At 65.7% G+C, this 17,064-nt stretch carries 15 protein-coding genes, 1 tRNA gene and 1 pseudogene; 8 read left to right on the top strand and 9 right to left on the bottom strand.

Going from position 1 to position 17,064, the window contains the following annotated elements:
- Positions 1-245 precede the first annotated feature (245 nt).
- The 3 genes from LCM15_RS16130 to LCM15_RS16120 all read right to left on the bottom strand — a co-directional run bounded on the left by LCM15_RS16130 (position 246) and on the right by LCM15_RS16120 (position 3,655).
- Complete coding sequence (locus tag LCM15_RS16130) at positions 246-1,340, bottom strand: M24 family metallopeptidase (protein WP_224858214.1); 1,095 nt, start codon at positions 1,338-1,340, stop codon at positions 246-248.
- Between the two features lie 70 nt (positions 1,341-1,410).
- A complete protein-coding gene (locus LCM15_RS16125; protein ID WP_224858213.1) occupies positions 1,411-3,000 on the bottom strand; it encodes an ABC transporter substrate-binding protein in 1,590 nt (529 codons plus the stop codon).
- A 43-nt stretch (positions 3,001-3,043) separates the two neighbouring features.
- Complete coding sequence (locus LCM15_RS16120) at positions 3,044-3,655, bottom strand: helix-turn-helix domain-containing protein (RefSeq protein ID WP_224858212.1); 612 nt, start codon at positions 3,653-3,655, stop codon at positions 3,044-3,046.
- Positions 3,656-3,791: 136 nt separating this feature from the next.
- On the opposite strand from LCM15_RS16120, the gene LCM15_RS16115 reads away from it, so the two are divergent.
- From LCM15_RS16115 to LCM15_RS16090, 6 genes and pseudogenes are all read left to right on the top strand, one after another.
- Complete coding sequence (locus LCM15_RS16115; protein ID WP_224858419.1) at positions 3,792-4,817, top strand: ABC transporter permease; 1,026 nt, start codon at positions 3,792-3,794, stop codon at positions 4,815-4,817.
- Positions 4,817-5,719 (top strand): nickel transporter permease, encoded by a 903-nt coding sequence (nikC, locus tag LCM15_RS16110; RefSeq protein ID WP_224858211.1) that lies wholly within the window; start codon positions 4,817-4,819, stop codon positions 5,717-5,719. Before LCM15_RS16115 ends, nikC begins: the two co-directional genes overlap by 1 nt.
- Complete coding sequence (locus tag LCM15_RS16105; protein WP_224858210.1) at positions 5,716-6,558, top strand: ABC transporter ATP-binding protein; 843 nt, start codon at positions 5,716-5,718, stop codon at positions 6,556-6,558. Before nikC ends, LCM15_RS16105 begins: the two co-directional genes overlap by 4 nt.
- Complete coding sequence (locus tag LCM15_RS16100; protein ID WP_224858208.1) at positions 6,555-7,346, top strand: ABC transporter ATP-binding protein; 792 nt, start codon at positions 6,555-6,557, stop codon at positions 7,344-7,346. The genes LCM15_RS16105 and LCM15_RS16100 overlap by 4 nt, the downstream gene beginning before the upstream one ends.
- Entirely contained in the window at positions 7,343-7,843 is a 501-nt protein-coding gene (locus LCM15_RS16095) for a GAF domain-containing protein (protein WP_224858206.1), read from the top strand. The genes LCM15_RS16100 and LCM15_RS16095 overlap by 4 nt, the downstream gene beginning before the upstream one ends.
- Before the next feature lie 671 nt (positions 7,844-8,514).
- Positions 8,515-9,305: pseudogene (locus tag LCM15_RS16090) on the top strand (IS5 family transposase).
- 182 nt (positions 9,306-9,487) lie between these two features.
- Here LCM15_RS16090 and LCM15_RS16085 read toward each other — a convergent pair.
- Positions 9,488-9,564 (bottom strand) — tRNA-Arg (locus LCM15_RS16085).
- Positions 9,565-9,698: 134 nt separating this feature from the next.
- On the opposite strand from LCM15_RS16085, the gene pheS reads away from it, so the two are divergent.
- On the top strand, positions 9,699-10,769 hold the full coding sequence (gene pheS / locus LCM15_RS16080; protein WP_224858204.1) for a phenylalanine--tRNA ligase subunit alpha: 1,071 nt from the start codon (positions 9,699-9,701) through the stop codon (positions 10,767-10,769).
- A gap of 70 nt (positions 10,770-10,839) precedes the next feature.
- The gene (locus LCM15_RS16075) at positions 10,840-11,124 is read left to right on the top strand and encodes a YrhK family protein (RefSeq protein ID WP_224858202.1); all 285 of its coding nucleotides are present in this window, start codon (positions 10,840-10,842) and stop codon (positions 11,122-11,124) included.
- A gap of 57 nt (positions 11,125-11,181) precedes the next feature.
- On the opposite strand, the gene arsJ is transcribed toward LCM15_RS16075, so the two are convergent.
- From arsJ to LCM15_RS16050, 5 genes are all read right to left on the bottom strand, one after another.
- The gene (gene arsJ / locus LCM15_RS16070; protein ID WP_224858200.1) at positions 11,182-12,447 is read right to left on the bottom strand and encodes an organoarsenical effux MFS transporter ArsJ; all 1,266 of its coding nucleotides are present in this window, start codon (positions 12,445-12,447) and stop codon (positions 11,182-11,184) included.
- Between the two features lie 62 nt (positions 12,448-12,509).
- A complete protein-coding gene (locus LCM15_RS16065; RefSeq protein ID WP_224858198.1) occupies positions 12,510-13,508 on the bottom strand; it encodes an ArsJ-associated glyceraldehyde-3-phosphate dehydrogenase in 999 nt (332 codons plus the stop codon).
- Positions 13,505-14,353: a helix-turn-helix domain-containing protein gene (locus LCM15_RS16060; protein WP_224858196.1), complete on the bottom strand. Its 849-nt coding sequence runs from the start codon at positions 14,351-14,353 to the stop codon at positions 13,505-13,507. The genes LCM15_RS16065 and LCM15_RS16060 overlap by 4 nt, the downstream gene beginning before the upstream one ends.
- 209 nt (positions 14,354-14,562) lie before the next feature.
- Positions 14,563-15,954 (bottom strand): bifunctional enoyl-CoA hydratase/phosphate acetyltransferase, encoded by a 1,392-nt coding sequence (locus LCM15_RS16055; RefSeq protein ID WP_224858194.1) that lies wholly within the window; start codon positions 15,952-15,954, stop codon positions 14,563-14,565.
- A 188-nt stretch (positions 15,955-16,142) separates the two neighbouring features.
- Complete coding sequence (locus tag LCM15_RS16050) at positions 16,143-16,970, bottom strand: DUF6473 family protein (RefSeq protein ID WP_224858192.1); 828 nt, start codon at positions 16,968-16,970, stop codon at positions 16,143-16,145.
- Between the last annotated feature and the right edge of the window lie 94 nt (positions 16,971-17,064).

The raw sequence follows: 17,064 nt of genomic DNA, 5'->3' as shown, positions 1-17,064 counted from the left end.
AGGTAAAGACGCGACGTGATCCGCGTGGCCGGGCTGGACTAGGTGGTCGGGAGCGGCTGACGACCGCGGTTCCCCTTTCCGCGGCCATCGCAGACAAACGGTCACGTTCTTGCGGCACTTGATGTTGCGACAAGCGACGGGGTGCCACGCCCCCCGCGTTCCTGTGTGACAAGACAAGGACGGGTCTTGGGTGGGGCGCGCTCGTTCGGCAAATGCGACAGGTTCGATAGCCGGGGCCGGAGGTCTCAGAGCCGGGGAAGTTCCGAGAATATCTCGGGGCCGTCCTCGCGCAGGATCACGATCTCTTCCAGGCGCAGGCCGAACTTGCCCTCCAGGTAGATGCCCGGCTCGATCGAGAAGACATTTCCGATGGCCAAGGGCGTCTCGGAGGTGCCGGTGATATAGGGCGGTTCGTGGATGTCGATGCCCAGGCCGTGGCCAGTGCGGTGCAGGAAGCGGTCGCCGTAGCCGCCTTCGGTGATGACATCGCGCGCGGCGGCATCCACCGCGCAGGCGAGAGCGCCGGGTTTCGCGGCCGCCAGCGCGGCCTGCACGGCGGCCTCGACCAGGTCACGGACCTTCAGGAACTCGGCGTCGGGATCGGGGCCGAACCAACAGCAGCGGGTCATGTCAGAGGGATAGCCATCCAGCACACAGCCGGTGTCGATCAGCACGGCCATGTTCTCGCCCAAGGTTGTGGCACCGGGGTGGTGGTGTGGAAAGGCCCCGTTGCCGCCGAAGCAGACAGAGCAGAAGGCCGTGGCGGCGCCATTGGCCTTGTAATGAGCCTCGATCAGCTCGACCACCTGAGCCTCTGTCATCCCGGGCTTCAGGGCGGCGAAGGCGGCCGCGACCGCGGCATCGTTCAGCAGGTGCGCGGCCTTGATGCGGGCGGCTTCGTCCTTGTCCTTGAGGGTGCGAAGCAGGCCGACGGTGTCCTCGGTGAAGCGGCGGCGCGGGCTGTCGAGGTTGTCGAGCAGCAGCAGCGCGAAATCAGCGCGCATGGTCTCGTCCAGGACCACCGACAGGCCGGAGCGGCGAGCGTCGCTGGCGTCCAGAAGCGCATCCAGCGCGGCACGAGGACCATCGTCATCGGTCCAGGTGAACAGGGGAAGCTGGGTGATCTCCTGCGCCATGGCGGCATTCAGCGCGGGCATCAGGAAGCCGGCATGCTCCGCGGTGACCAGCAACATCACGGGGCGCTCGTCGCCATGCGGGTTCAGCCCGGTCAGCCAGGCCATGTGACTGGAGGGACCCAGCACCACCAGGTCGGTATCGGTTTCCGCCATCCGGGCGCGCAGCCGCGAGAGGCGCTCTTCGGCCTGCATCAGATAGGTCATTCTCTACTCCTGAAACGAAACGGGCCGCCGGAGAGCCGGCGACCCTGTGGTCTTGCGGGCGGTCGCGGGATTACTCCTTCTCGACCAGCCGGTAGAAGACGTAGTCCGAGGTCGCGCCGTTGACGTAACCCGAGACATCCGCGCCCATGGCGACCTCGTAGGAGGCCTGGAACATGATCACGATCGGAGAGCTCTCCTGCACCTTGGCCTGCAGGTCACGGTACATCTCCAGTCGGGCTTCAGGATCGCTTTCCGACAGGGCGGCCATGGTCTCTTCGTTGATCTCGTCCGGCACGGCCCAGGCGTTCCGCCAGGTGGTGGTGGCCTGGTAATTGTCGTCCGAGTTGTCGGAGTTGTAGGCGAAGGCCTTGGCGTTGGAATGCGGGTCCATGAAGTCGGGTCCCCAGTACAGCAGCATCGCCTGGTGGGTCCGCTCGCGGTACTTGGTGATCACCTGAGCGCCGGTGCCGGGCAGGATCTCGAACTCGATACCCGCGTCGGCGAAGCTGGCCTGCAGCGATTGTGCCATGTCGGTGAAGGGGGCCGCGTTGATCACGTCCAGCGTCACTTCGATGGGGATTTCGATACCGGCATCGGCCAGGATCTGCTTGGCCTTCTCGGGATCATAGGTGAAGGGCGTCTCGTCGTAGGAGCCGGGGAAACCCTTCGGCCAGAAGGCCTGGTGGACCTCCATCTGACCCTTGATGATCGTGTCGGTCATGCCGGAGTAATCGACCAGGTAGCGCGCGGCCTCCCAGACGGCGGGATCGGTCAGGCTCTCGGTTTTCTGGTTGAACGACAGGAAGTGGACGGCGGCCTGGGGGAAGGTCTCCACCTTGATCTCGTCCGAGGACAGCGAGGCAATCTGGTCCGGCGTCAGATTGCGCGCCATGTCGATGTCGCCCTGTTCCAGCAGCAGCTGCTGGGTGGCGGCTTCGGCCACGTGGCGGATGATCACCTGGGACATCTCGGGGGCGCCCTTGAAGTAGTCCTCGTTGGCGGCCATACGCACCATCTGACCCGGCGTGTAGGCGGTCAGCGCGAAGGGACCGGAGCCTGCCGAGTTGGCGTTCAGCCAGGCATTGCCCATGTCGCCGTCGACCTCGTTCTCCATCACCAGCGCCTTGTCGACGATGGAGGCAGGACGCGCGGCCAGCACGTTCAGCACGAAGGCAGGCGAGAAGTCCCCCTCGTATTTCACCGTCACGACGTTGCCGTCGGCGGTGACCATGTCGTCCACGTTCTCCGGGGTCCAGCCAAGCTGGGCGAGGATAAAGGCGGGCGTGAGGTTCAGCTTGATGACGCGGCTGAGCGAGAACAGCACGTCCTCGGCGGTCACCGGGTTGCCGGAGTTGAAGACCGCATCGTCACGCAGGGTGAAGGTGATGGTCTTGGCGTCGGCGTCTGCCTCCCATTCGGTCGCGATGCCGGGGGCCAGGATGGTGGGATCTTCCGCATCGTACTGCACCAGGCGGTCGTAGAGGTTGGTGACCAGCTCGCCCGAGGTGAATTCATAGGCCTGCGCCGGGTCGATTGCGACGATGTCGTCGATGTTCTGGGCGATAACCAGGACGTCATCAGGCGTGTCGGCCAGGGCCGCGGTGCCCGCCAGTGGCAGCGCAAGCGCCGAGGCAAACAGCGCGGATTTCAGCATGCTCATGTGGCTCTCCTTGTTGGGGTTGAGTTGAGTGGGACGGTGTTGATCAGCTCTCCAGCTGCACCATCTCCGGTAGTTTCATCCCGCCCTTGCGGTTCAGCACGGCCAGGGTTCCCGTCCAGAGGATCCGAACGGGCTTGTCGGTGGGATTGGTCCAGGAATGGGGGCGCAGCCCGCTGTAATGCAGGCTGTCACCGGCCTTCATCCGGATGACCTGGCCGTCGAGGGTCTGCTCGATCTCGCCGTCCAGGATGTAGATGATCTCCTCTCCCTCGTGGCTGACCACTTCCGAGACATAGCCCGCAGGCACATGAAGGATGTAGCTGGACAGCTCGGCGCCGGGGAACTCGGTGGCCAGGTTCTCGTAGCCGATGGACGAGCCGTTCAGAGAGAACCGGGGCCGGGTCTCGGCGCGGGTCAGGCTGTCGGAGGGACCGGGGGTGGCGATGAAATATTCCAGCGTCACGTCAAGCGCGGCGGCGATCTGCGCCAGCGTCCCCAGCGAGGGCGTCGCGTTGTCGCGTTCCACCTGGCTGAGGTAGCCGACCGAGACACCCGCGCTATCGCACAATGCCTGCAGAGTCAGTCCAAGCTGCTTTCGGCGCTTGCGAATAAGCGGTCCGAGCTGCGGCTCGGCCTTCTGCTTCTCCCGTGCCATGGTGGGGTCCTCCGAGATCCTTTCCGTCACGCTACAAAATTTTTTTTACTATAGCAAAAAATCTTTGTAACACTGGTCACGAGAGTTCACTCGACCGATGCCAAAGGAGGCGGAGACCTTGGCGACAGACGCATCAATGGCCGTCAGGGCGGGACGCGGTGCGCGGGGGATCGGCGGCTTTGTCGTCGTCACCGCGCTGACGTTCCTGGGCTTGCTGGCAATCACCTTCTTCATCGGGCGCGTGGTGCCCATCGACCCCGTGCTTTCGGTGGTCGGGGACCGCGCGACGCAAGAGCAATACGATGCGGCGCGGATCGCCATGGGGCTGGACCGGCCGCTGCTGGTGCAGTTCTTCGACTACGTCTGGTCGGTGATGCAGGGCGACCTTGGCCGCTCGATCTCGACCAACCGCCCCGTGGCCGACGATCTGCTGCGGGTCTTCCCTGCGACGCTGGAGATGGCCACGCTGGGGATCTTCATCGGGGTCGTCCTTGGTGTGCCCGCCGGGGTCTGGGCCGCCACGCGGCGCGGCGAGTGGGTCGACCAGCTGATGCGGGTCTTTGCCCTGCTGGGCTATTCAGTGCCCGCCTTCTGGCTGGGCCTCGTCGGCTTGGCAGTGTTCTATGCTGGCCTCGGCTGGGTCGCCGGACCGGGGCGGCTGGACATCTTCTACGAAGGGCTCGTGCCCGCGCGCACCAATGTCATGCTAATCGACGCCGCGCTGGCGGGTGACTGGGATGTCTTCCGGAACGCGCTCTCGCACCTCCTCCTGCCGGCATCGATCCTTGGCTTCTTCTCGCTGGCCTTCATCGCCCGGATGACCCGCAGCTTCATGCTGGACCAGCTGGGGCAGGAGTTCATCACCACCGCCCGCGTCAAGGGCGTGCCCGAGTGGCGGGTGATCTGGGTGCATGGCTTCAAGCCGATCCGCGTGCCGCTGATCACCGTCATCGGCCTCAGCTACGCCGCGCTGCTGGAAGGCTCGGTGATGATCGAGACCGTCTTCAGCTGGCCCGGCATCGGCAACTACCTGACCACCGCGCTGCTGAACGCCGACATGAACGCCGTGCTGGGGTCCACGCTGGTCATCGGTTCGGTCTTCATCCTGATCAACAAAGTGTCGGACGTGCTCTACCGCGTCCTCGACCCGAGGAGCCGCTGATGAGCACCCGTGACTGGCTTCTGGACGACAGTCCCGCCACGCTGACCCAGGCCAACTTGGGCCGCGCCTGGCGCATGTTCAGCGCGCTGATGCGCAATCCGCTGGCGGTGGCGGGCTTGCTGATCATTCTTCTGCTGCTGGCCACGGCGCTGTTTGCGCCCTGGATCGCGCCGGAAAGCCCCGTTGGGCAGAACCTGCAACGCCGCCTGCTGCCGCCCTCGGCCGAGCATTGGATGGGCACAGATGAGCTGGGCCGCGACATCTTCAGCCGCGTCGTCTACGGCTCGCGCATCACGCTGATGATCGTGGCGCTCGTGGCCGTGATCTCCGCGCCCCTCGGACTGATCATCGGCGCGGTCGCCGGCTATTTCGGCGGCTGGGTCGACCGTATTCTGATGGGCCTCACGGACGTCTTCCTGTCGCTGCCCAAGCTGATCCTGGCGCTGGCCTTCGTCGCCGCCCTCGGGCCGGGCATCGAGAACGCGATCATCGCCATCGCCATCACCGCCTGGCCCGCCTATGCCCGCATCGCACGGGCCGAAACCCTGACCTTTCGCAATGCCGAGTACATCCAGGCGGTGCGGCTGGTCGGCGGCTCGCATGGACGGATCATCTTCCGGCACGTGCTGCCGCTTTGCACCTCCTCGATGATCGTGCGGGTGACGCTGGACATGGCCGGCATCATCCTGACCGCCGCCGGCCTGGGCTTCCTGGGGCTTGGCGCTCAGCCGCCGCTGCCGGAATGGGGTGCCATGATCTCGCGCGGGCGGACCTTCATCCTGGATCAGTGGTGGGTCGCCACCATGCCGGGCTTCGCCATCATTCTGGTTTCGCTCGGCTTCTGCTTCCTGGGCGACGGGCTGCGTGACGTTCTGGACCCGAAACAGGGGGGCGAGAAATGACCGACGCACCGCTTCTGGAAATCGAGGACCTGCGGGTCAGCTTTGCCACCCCCAAGGGGCCTGTGGACGTCGTGAAGGGCCTGAACCTGAGCCTGGGCCGCGAAGAGCGCCTGGGCATCGTCGGCGAAAGCGGCTCGGGCAAGTCGATGACGGGCCGGTCGATCCTTCGGCTGATCCGGGCACCCGGCAAGCAGACCGCGAAGACCCTGCGCTTCGACGGTCTGGACCTGATGGCGCAGACCAGCCGCCAGATGCGCCAGATCCGCGGCGCGCGGATTTCGATGATCATGCAGGACCCGAAGTTCTCTCTGAACCCCGTGATGACCATTGGCCACCAGATCGCCGAGGCGCTGCAGGTGCATGAAAACCTGCCCCGCCGAGACCTGAACGCCCGGGTGATCGAGATGCTGAACTCGGTCCGCATCAACGAGCCCGAGCGGGTGGCGAAGATGTATCCGCACGAGGTTTCGGGCGGCATGGGACAGCGGGTGATGATCGCCATGATGCTGATCCCACGCCCGCAGCTGCTGATCGCGGATGAGCCGACCTCGGCCCTGGATGTCTCGGTGCAGGCGCAGGTGCTGGACCTGATCGAAGAGCTTGTCACCGGCAACGGCATGGGGCTGATCCTGATCAGCCACGACCTGAACCTAGTGGCGCGCTACTGCGACCGGATCATGGTGATGAACGGCGGCGAGGTGGTCGAAGCCTGCGCGGCCGCCGATCTGCACAAGGCCAGCCATCCCTACACGAAGGGCCTGCTGTCGGCACAGCCACGCATGCAGGAAACTCGAGACGAGCTGCCGGTGTTGGACCGCAGCGGAGGAGCAGGCACATGAGCAGCGCCGCGATTTCCCTGAAGGATCTAGATATCTCCTACGGAGACACCAAGGTGGTGCGCGACGTGAGCTTTGATGTGGCGACGGGAGAGAGCTTCGCGCTGGTTGGCGAGAGCGGTTCGGGCAAGTCGACCGTGCTGAAGGCTATCGCCGGGCTGGCGTCGGACTGGACGGGAAAGATATCCGTGCTGGGCAAGCCGCGCGGCCATGGTACCGACCGGGCGTTCTCCGAGACCTGCCAGATGGTCTTCCAGGACCCCTACGCCTCGCTGCATCCCCGCAAGACCATCGACACGGTGCTGTCCGAGCCGCTGGCGATCCACGGCATCGGCAAGCGCAGCGAGAAGGTTGTCGAGATGCTGGGCGCCGTTGGCCTCGACCAGCGTTTCCGCTTCCGCTTTCCGCACCAGCTGTCGGGCGGGCAACGCCAGCGTGTCGCCATCGCGCGTGCCCTGATGCTGGAACCCAAGGTGATGCTGCTGGACGAACCGACCAGCGCGCTCGACGTCTCGGTGCAGGCCGAGATCCTGAACCTGCTGAAGCGGCTGCGCCGTGAACAGGGGCTGACCTACCTGATGGTCACCCACAACCTGCCGGTGGTCAGCTTCATGTGCGATCGCATGGCGGTGATGAACAAGGGCCGCATCGTCGAGATCGCCCCCAAGACCGCGCTCTATGACGGCAGTTTCGCCGATCCCTATACGCGCGACCTCTATGCCGCCTCAGGCGGCAACCCCGATGCCGGTCCCGTGATTTTGGCGGCATCCGAAACCAAGGACCCCGCATGACCGATACCAACAAGGCGCTTGCCGATTTCACCACCGCCCTCGCGGCTGCCACGACCGAAGAGGCCGCCTTCGACGCGCTTTGCGCGCTGACCAAGGCGACGGTGGGTGCGAAGCTGTTCACCGTGATGACCTCGGACACCGAGGCCATGGTGGCGCGCCGCGCCTATACCGACGATGCCGAGAACTATCCGACCTCGGGCGAGAAGCCGATCGTACTGAACCGCTGGTTCGAACAGGTGCTGACCCGGCAGCAGGCCTTCGTGTCCAACACGCTGGCCGATATCGACACGGTGTTCCCTGATGCCGAGCTGATCGGCAAGCTCGGCTGCGGCTCTGTCGTGAACCTGCCGCTGATCATAAACGGCAAGGTCATCGCGACGATGAACATCCTGCATGAAGAGGGCTACTACACGCCCGAACGCGTGGCCCAGATCCACGACATGCTGCGCCTGCCGGCAACGGCTGCCTGCGCCGTGGCGATGGTGCTGCGGGCCTGACCAAGGCCACCAACTGCCAGGTGTATGGCGCCGGGTTCAAGAAACACGGAGATCGGTGGATGAGGCCGGGATCGGCCTGCCATGCTCGCCGGATGAATTGCACCGGCGTTGGCCCCTTGAGCGTCTTCTCGCGCCGCGCGGTGTTGTAGGCGCACACGAACATGGCGAGGCAGCGATTGCGCTGCGCGTGATTTTCGTAGCGGCCGCACCGCTCGCTCGCGCATTTCGGGCAAGACGTCTTCGACGTCTTCATCATGATGCTCCATCCCGGTGAGGTTTCGTGCAGCGACCCCCACCTAGAGGGTGCAAGAGGGCGGAGAGCAGCCGTCCGCTGCGCGTGCGAAGACACCCTTGCCTGGACATGGAAGCGGCCGCTCAGGCAGGAACACCCCTTGGAACTCGGCGTGACTTATAAGGAGGGGCGGGAAGCGGCCGGTCGAGGCGCGAGGCCCCTACCAGCAGCCTGAGGCGGAAGAGCGAAAGTTCGGGTAAGAGCTCCAAAGGTCCGGATTGTTGTGAGGGTTGGCGACGGTGCAATTTCAGGTGGAGCCGCCCGCGGATCGCGTAGTACAAGCGGTTGGGTGGTATTTAGATAGCCAGAGGCCTAGGGTCAGGACCCATTGATTTCCCGGTAGCAGCGTGATTCACGGCTCGAAAATCGAGCGGTGAACATGTCTGATCTCTTCTGGTTGACCGATGCGCAGATGGCGCGCCTGGAGCCCTTCCTTCCCAAGTCCCACGGCAAGCCTCGCGTCGATGGCCGGCGTGTGTTGAGTGGGATTATTTTCATAAATCGCAATGATTTACGTTGGTGCGACGCTCCGGCGGAATATGGGCCACACAAGACTCTCTACAACCGTTGGAAACGTTGGAGTGACAAGGGTATCTTCGCGCGGATGATGGTCGGCTTGGCCGCCGATCACGGCGAACGGAAGATCGTTATGATCGACGCAACCTATTTGAAGGCACACCGCACAGCGACCAGCATGGGCGTGAAAAAGGGGGGCGTGGACGCCTGATCGGGCGAACCAAGGGCGGCATGAATACCAAGTTGCACGCCATCTGCGACAGATGAGCCATGTCGCGCCATTGGTCCGAGCGACGATGGCGAATGCCCCCTGAGCCTGTTCGTGACCGCGGGACAGTCAGCGACTACATCGGCGCACGGGCTTTGGTGAGCAACTTGCCGAAAGTCGATTGGCTGCTCGGGGATTGCGGTTATGACGCCGATTGGTTCCGAGAAGCATTGAACGACAAGGGGATACGCGCCTGCATCCCGAGCCGAAAGCAGCGCAAGAAGACCGTGACATACGATAAGCGTCGGTACAAAAGGCGTAACAGGATCGAGATCATGTTCGGCAGGCTTAAGGACTGGCGGCGTGTCGCCACGCGTTACGACCGCTGCCCAAAGGTCTTCCTCTCAGCCATCTCCCTCGCGGCAACCGTCATCTATTGGCTATGAGTCCTGACCCTAAGGTCTCAACGGTGATTGGTTCGGTTCTTAGCTTCAAGTTGTGCCTCATTATATCTGCGATCGTGGAAATGCGACGATAGGTTCCTCCTGCAAATATAGGTTGACAGTGGGTGTGCATGAAAACCGCCAAAACGTGCAAGCTTATGGTGCATTGGCAGGGAGACAAGCGCTGGCGACCCGTCGAGGACTCGAACCCCGAACCTGCTGATTAGAAGTCAGCTGCTCTATCCAGTTGAGCTAACGGGCCGTGCGCCCGCCCGTTCTAGCGACAAGAGACAGGCCGCGCAATCGGCCTTGGCGCCGGGGTTTTGCCCCTGTGGCTTGCGTCTTTCCACCGGCCCGGCTAGGTGACGGACAACTCCTGGATACGAGGGTGCCGAGATGGATGATCTGCGCGAAAAGTACATCGAGCTGATTGGGGCTGCTGCCGACGAGGCGGCGCTCGAAGACCTGCGCGTGCAGGCGGTCGGCAAGAAGGGCGAGATCAGCCTGCAGATGCGCAGCCTCGGCAAGATGAGCCCGGAAGAGCGCCAGATCATGGGCCCCAGGCTCAACGCGCTGAAGGACGAGATCAACAGCGCGCTCGCCGCCAAGAAGTCGGCGCTGGCCGATGCTGCGCTCAACGAGCGCCTGCAGTCCGAATGGCTCGACGTGACGCTGCCGGGCCGGACCCGCCGCCAGGGCTCCATCCACCCGGTGAGCCAGGTCTGGGAAGAGTGCACCGCGATCTTCGCCGACATGGGCTTCTCGGTGGCCGAAGGGCCGCAGATCGAGAAGGACTGGTACAACTTCGACGCGCTCAACATCCCCGGCCACCATCCGGCGCGCGCCGAGATGGACACGTTCTACATGAACCGTGCCGAGGGCGACGACCGCCCGCCGCACGTGCTGCGCACCCACACCTCGCCGGTGCAGATCCGCTCGATGGAGGCGCAGGGCGCGCCGCTGCGCATCATCTGCCCGGGCCGCGTCTACCGCGCCGATTACGACCAGACCCACACGCCGATGTTCCACCAGGTCGAGGGCCTCGCCATCGACAAGAACATCTCCATGGCGAACCTGAAATGGGTGCTGGAAGAGTTCTTCTCGGCCTATTTCGGCACCACGGTGAAAACCCGCTTCCGTGCCTCGCACTTCCCCTTCACCGAGCCGTCGGCCGAGGTCGACATCCAGTGCCAGTGGAAGGACGGCTCGGTCGTGGTGGGCGAGGGCGACGACTGGCTCGAGGTTCTGGGCTCGGGCATGGTGCACCCCAAGGTGCTGGCCGCCGGCGGCATCGATCCCGACGAATGGCAGGGCTTTGCCTTCGGCATGGGCATCGACCGCATCGCGATGCTGAAATACGGCATTCCCGACCTGCGCGCCTTCTTCGACAGCGACCTGCGCTGGCTGCGCCACTACGGCTTCGCCTCGCTCGACGTGCCGACGATCCGGGGTGGCCTGTCGCGCTGATCCGATTGGCCATCGCGGGCCCAAGACCTAACATCCGGGAAACGCCCGCCGACCTGAGGAATGCCCCGCGATGAAGCTCTTCAACCACGCCAACCGCCAGCGCAACGCCGACACCCGCCGAGTCTATGCGCGGTTCGAGATCGCCCACACGCTGGTCGATTTCGGCGCCGCCGTATGCTTCACCATCGGCTCGGTGCTGTTCTTCTGGAAGCAGTACGAGACCCCGGCGATCTGGTTCTTCACCGTGGGCTCGGTGCTGTTCATGGCAAAGCCCACGCTGCGACTGGCGCGCGAGGTCAAACTCTACCACATGGGCAAGCTCGACACGCTGGCCGATCGCGCCCAGAACGACTGACGCCGAGGCGAACCCTCCACTTCGTGCAGACGGCCCGGCCTCGGTCGGCAGGCAATCTCAGGCCGTCGCCGGATGCGGGCGCAGCCGCCCCGCGCCCCACGCGCTCAGCGCCACCATGGCCGCGGCGGTGCCAAGGCAGAGCGGCAGCCCGCCAAGCTGATAGCTCGCCCCTGACAGCACCGTGCCCAGCAGCCGCCCGGCGGCGTTGGCCATGTAGTAGAAGCCCACATCCATGGTCACGCGGTCATCCTCGGTGAAGGCGAGGATGAGGTAGGAGTGCAGCGACGAGTTCACCGCGAAGATCGCCCCGAAGACCAGCAGGCCCAGCACCAGCGTCACGGTCAGCCACGGCGCGGGCGCGCCGGCCAGGGCCACCAGAAGCGCCAGCAGCGCCGGCACCACGAAGAGCGCCCGCGCCCAGTGCCGGGCGTCGCCGACCAGCGCCGCCTCGCCGCGCTGGCGCGCCCTGAGCAGCCGCGGCGCCGCCGCCTGCACCGCGCCGTAGAGGATGATCCACACCGCCATGAAGGTGCCGATGGTGAAGAAGGCCACGCGGTTGCCCGCCTCGGTGCCGTCTGACAGCACGGCATAGAAGTAGATCGGGATGCCGACCACGAACCACACGTCGCGGGCGCCGAACAGGAAGACCCGCGCGAAGCTCAGCCAGTTCACGTTGCGGTTCTTCGACAGCACCTCGCGGAACTTGGCATCCTTGCGGCCCGCGGGCAGGCCCTTGGGCATCCGCAGCGCCACCGCCACGAGGATCAGCGCCAGCACCGCCGCCATGGCGAGCACCGAGGGCACGAAGCCCGCCAGCGCCAGCAGCGCCGCGCCGAGCAGGAAGCCCAGCCCCTTCACCGCGTTCTTCGAGCCGGTGAGCGCGGCGACCCAGCGAAAGAGCCCGTCCTCGCCCTTTGGCGCCAGCAGCTTCACTGCCGATTTCGACGACATCTTCGCCAGATCCTTGGCCACGCCCGAGGCCCCCTGCACCAGCATCACGAAGGTCACCGAGGCCCCGATCGTCCACGCGGGATCGAGCAGTGCCAGCGCCAGCAGCGCCAGAACCTGCAGGCTCAGCCCGGCATAGAGCGTCGAAGTCAGCCCGAACCGCGCCGCAATCCAGCCCGCCGACAGGTTGGTGATCACCCCGGCGATCTCGTAGAGCACGAACAGGTAGGCCAGCTGCACCGGCGAGAAGCCGAGCGTGTGGAAATGCAGCAGCACCAGCATGCGCAGGGCGCCGTCGGTGAGCATGAAGGCCCAGTAGGCCGCGGTGACGGCGATATAGGCCGCGAGCGGCCTCTCGGGGGCGACGGTGGTCATGGCGGGTCTTTCCGGTGCGGAGTGTCACGCGCGTGCTAGCGCAGGCGCGTGACGGGGGCGTGTCAGAGCGAAGCGGCGACCATCTGCGCCACGTCGACGAGGCGGTGGGCGTAGCCCCATTCGTTGTCGTACCACGCGTAGACCTTGAGCTGGGTGCCGTTGACCACCATCGTCGATTGCGCGTCGATGATGGCGGAGCGCGCGTCGTTGACGTAGTCGCAGCTCACCAGCGGGCGGGTCTCGTAGCCCAGGATGCCTTTGAGCGGGCCGGTAGCGGCGGCCTCGAAGAGGGCGTTGACCTCCTCGACGGTGGTCTCGCGCTCGAGCTCGAACACGCAGTCGGTGAGCGAGGCGTTGAGCAGCGGCACCCGCACGGCATGGCCGTTCAGCTTGCCGGTCAGCTCGGGGTAGATCAGCGTGATCGCGGTGGCGCTGCCGGTGGTGGTCGGGATCAGCGAGTTCAGGGCCGAGCGGGCGCGGCGCAGATCCTTGGCGGGGCGGTCGACGATGGTCTGGGTATTGGTCACGTCGTGGATCGTGGTGATCATGCCGTGTCGGATCCCGAGATTTTCGTGCACCACCTTCACCACCGGCGCGAGGCAGTTGGTCGTGCAGCTTGCCGCCGTCACGATGTGGTGCTGCGCCGGGTCGTAGGCGTCGTCGTTGACGCCGTAGACGATATTGGCGGTCGGGCCGTCCTTGACCGGGGCCGAGACCACCACCTTCTTCACGCCGGCGGCGAAATAGGGCGCGAGCTTGGCCTCGGTCTTGAACACGCCGGTGCAGTCGATGACCACGTCGACGCCCTCGAGCGGCAGGTCCTCGAGCCGCGTCTTGCCATGCACCGGCAGGCGCGTGCCATTGATGGAGAGGCTGTCCGCGTCATGCGAGAAGGTGGCATCCCAGCGCCCGTGCACGGTGTCGAACTCCAGAAGATGCGCGTGCATCTCCGGATCGCCCACCGCATCGTTGATCCAGGCGATGTCGGCGCCCGCGTCGAGCAGCGGGCGCAGTGCAAGCTTGCCGATGCGGCCAAGCCCGTTCAGTGCGTAGGTGGTCATCCGGCGTGGTCCTCGGGTTCGGGGTGGCCGATCTGATCGACGGCCTGTTGCAGGGAGATGCGGTCGAGTGTGTCGAGCGGCAGCGCGGTGAAGGCCGTGAGGCGGTGCTTGAGCATTCCGAAGACCTGCTGGAAGGCGAGGCTTTTCTCGGCCTCGGTGCCGGTGGCCTTCACCGGGTCCGGCAGGCCCCAGTGGGCGCTGATCGGCTGACCGGCCCAGGCCGGGCAGTCCTCGTTCGCGGCGCGGTCGCAGACGGTGAAGACGAAGTCGAGTCTCGGCGCGTCGGGGCCCTGAAACTCCGAGATGGTCTTGGCCCTCAGGCCCCCGGTGTCGAAGCCCTTGTCGCGCAGCGTGGCGATGGCCATCGGATTGAGCTCGGAGTAGGGCCGGGTGCCCGCCGAGAAGGCAATGAAGCGGTCGCCCGCGAGGTGGCTCAGCAGCGCCTCGGCGATGATCGAGCGGGCGGAGTTGCCGGTGCAGATGAAGAGCACGTTATATGGCCCGCCGGAGATGGCGGGGCCGGTTTGCAGGCCGGCAAGCGCCTCGGGCGGGCAGAGATCGGGCCGCCCCCGGCAACAATCGTTGAACAGAAAGCCCACCAGTCCGCGCAGCGCCGCGACGTTCGCCCGGTAGAGCAGCGAGCGCCCGGCTCGTGTCTGGGTGATCAGGCCGGCCTCGCGCAGGGCCGAGAGGTAGACCGAGGCGGTGCTGGCCTTGAGCCCCAGAACCTCGGTGATCTCGCCCGCCGGCAGCGCGTCGGGGTAGCGCCGCATGAGCAGGCGAAACACCTCCATCCGCTGGGGGTGGCTGAGGGTGCCGAGCTGTTCGAATCTTATCGCTTCCATATTTCATGAAATATGGAAGTATAGCGCGCCGGGCAAGTGACGTGTTGATGACAAGGGGTGTCAGGTTGATGGAGGCGCCGACCCCCGGCGGACGAGATGCGCGTGACCCGTCCTCTCGCTTGCGCCGGGCGAGGCGCGGGCGCTCAGGCTTTCCCGCCACGGGGGAGTCGCCGCCGAAGGGGGCTTCCCGGCCCGCGGGCGCGCCGTTGTCAGGCCAGTCTGCCGCTCATCCGCGCGTGATGCAGCGCCGCGACCGCGCAGGAGGCGAGGCGACTCATGTCGTCATCGGAGCGGCTGTTGAGGATGACCGGCACCCGCGCCCCCAGCACCAGCCCCGCCGCCTCGGCGTGAGAGATGTAGGTCAGCTGCTTGGCCAGCATGTTGCCGGCGTCGAGATTGGGTACGACGAGGATCTCGGCCCGCCCGGCCACGTCCGAGGTGATGCCCTTGGTGCGCGCCGCGGCGATGTCGACGGCGTTGTCCATCGCCAGAGGGCCGTCCACCAGCCCGCCGGTGATCTGGCCACGCTCCGCCATCTTCGACAGCAGCGCCGCATCGATCGAGGACGGGATGTCGGGGTTCACCGTCTCGGTGGCCGAGAGCACCCCGACCTTGGGTTGCTCGATGCCGAGCGAGATCGCGAGGTCGATGGCGTTCTGGGTGATGTCGACCTTGGTCTTGAGGTCCGGGGCGATGTTGATCGCGGCGTCGGTGACCAGCAGCGGGTGCGGCTGGCCCGGCACGTCCATCACGAAGATATGGGTGAAGCGCCGACCCATGCGCAGACCGGTCTGCTTGTCGAGGATCGGCCGCAGCAGCATGTCGGTGTGCAGATGCCCCTTCATGATCGCCTCGGCACGGCCCTCGTGCACCAGCTCCACCGCCTTGCGCGCGGCGTTGCGGTGCAGCGGCTCGTGGATGATCTCGACGTCATCGAGGGTCACGCCCATGGCAGAGGCGACCTTGGCGATCTTGTCGGTGTCGCCGATCAGGATCGGCTCGATCAGGGTGTGATCGCGCGCCTTGAGCGCGCCGCCGAGGGAGTTGGGCTCTTCGGGGCAGACAACGGCGGTCTTCAGGGCGGCGAGCGGCGCGGCGCGTTTGAGCAGTTTCTCGAAATGGCGATGGCGCTGCACCACGAGACCCGGGAGATCGTGGCTGTTGTAGCTGACCTTGCGGCGCGGGGCGAGCACCTCGGCGGCGCCAGAGAGCACCAGCGCCCCGTCGGAGAAGCGGCGCACCTCGGTGGCCAGCGTCACCGTGGTCTCGCGCTCGTTCTTGTCGGTGACGGTGACGCCGATCTCGAGCTCGTCGCCGGCGAAGACGCGGGCGTGGAACTGGGCGTTCTGGGCACGGTAGAGGGCGCCGGCGCCAGGCAGCACGTTGCCCAGAACGGCGCCGAGCAGCGCGCCGATGAACGAGCCCGGCGCCATCGCCTCGGGGTGGCCATCGCCATCGCCGTCCTGATCGAAGATGTGCAGCGGATTGTGGTTGCCCGACACGTTGGCATAGACCAGCAGGTCGTCGGCGGTGATGAGGCGGTTCAGCTGCGCCTTGTCGCCCACCTTGAGTTCGTCGAAGGTGCGGTTCTCGATCAGCATTAGGGGTCTCCGGCTGTTCACGGGCCTGCCACCGGATGTCGGGCAGGGCGGGGCTTTGGACCACAGCTATAGACCCTTTGGGCCACGCGTCCACGACCCCGCGCCTGCGTCCGCTCGCCGCACTGCGGCAAGCGAGGCGGATCAATGTCTTGCGAGACAGGCGCCGCCCGAAAATCGGGCAGGCACCGTCAGTTGAGATAGTCCGCGATCAGCGGCGCCAGCGCGGCGGCGGTCTCGTCATGCGCCAGCGGCCCCATGAACTCGGCGGCGGCGCTGGCCTCGAAGTCGCTGAACACCAGCCCCGGCGCGCCGTACTGCCGGGCCTCCTCGCTCTGCGGCATCTCGACAAGCCCGACGCAGCGCGGGCGCAGCGCGTCGAGCATGGTGCGATCGATGAGCAGCGGCCCGGCGTCGAGCGAGGCGTCGGGCGCGTCGGGCGGCGGATTCCCGGACAGCCAGAGCAGCAGCACCCGGCCCCGCAGTAGGGTCAGCAGGTGCTTCATCCGCGCCAGCCAGGCCTGCCGCAGCTCGGCGGCGACCTCGTCGAAGCGCTCTTCCGAGATCTCCTGCAGACGACCGAGCAGGTGCCGGTTGAAGTGAAACTCGGTGAAATCGACCTCTGGGTAGAGGGTCTGGAGCCGCTCGGAGGCGCGCAGGAAGCGATCGTTGCGGCGCGGATGCACGCCGTAGTACCGGTTCGACATGTTCTGCGCCCCCATGACCTGCAGGACGCAGAGGTCGGCGCGTTCGGCCACGTGCAGCACGCCTGGATCGTGCAGGTAGAGGTCGAGCCCCGCATTCACCACGCCGAGATTGACACAGGTGGTTTCGAGCCTGCGCTCGATCAGCGCAGGAAACGGCGTTTCAATGAAACGGCCATAGGTTTCGGTGCCGCCGAGAAAGGCCACGTACGGCACATCGAGCGGCCGCCGTGGCCCGCGGAACAGCACGCGCGACCGGCCGTAGCGACACGGAAAATAGTCCAGCGCCCCCGGCGCTGTCATAGCGAAGGTCATGACTCCCACCTTGGTTCAAACTCACCCGGAAGAGAGCCTCGGACAGCGGAGTTGAGATTTTGCTAAAGCGAAAAAGCCCGACAAATCCGGCCCA

This window comes from Salipiger bermudensis (assembly GCF_020171625.1).
GTDB lineage: Bacteria > Pseudomonadota > Alphaproteobacteria > Rhodobacterales > Rhodobacteraceae > Salipiger > Salipiger bermudensis_B.
This window is presented reverse-complemented; position numbering and strand designations above follow the sequence as displayed.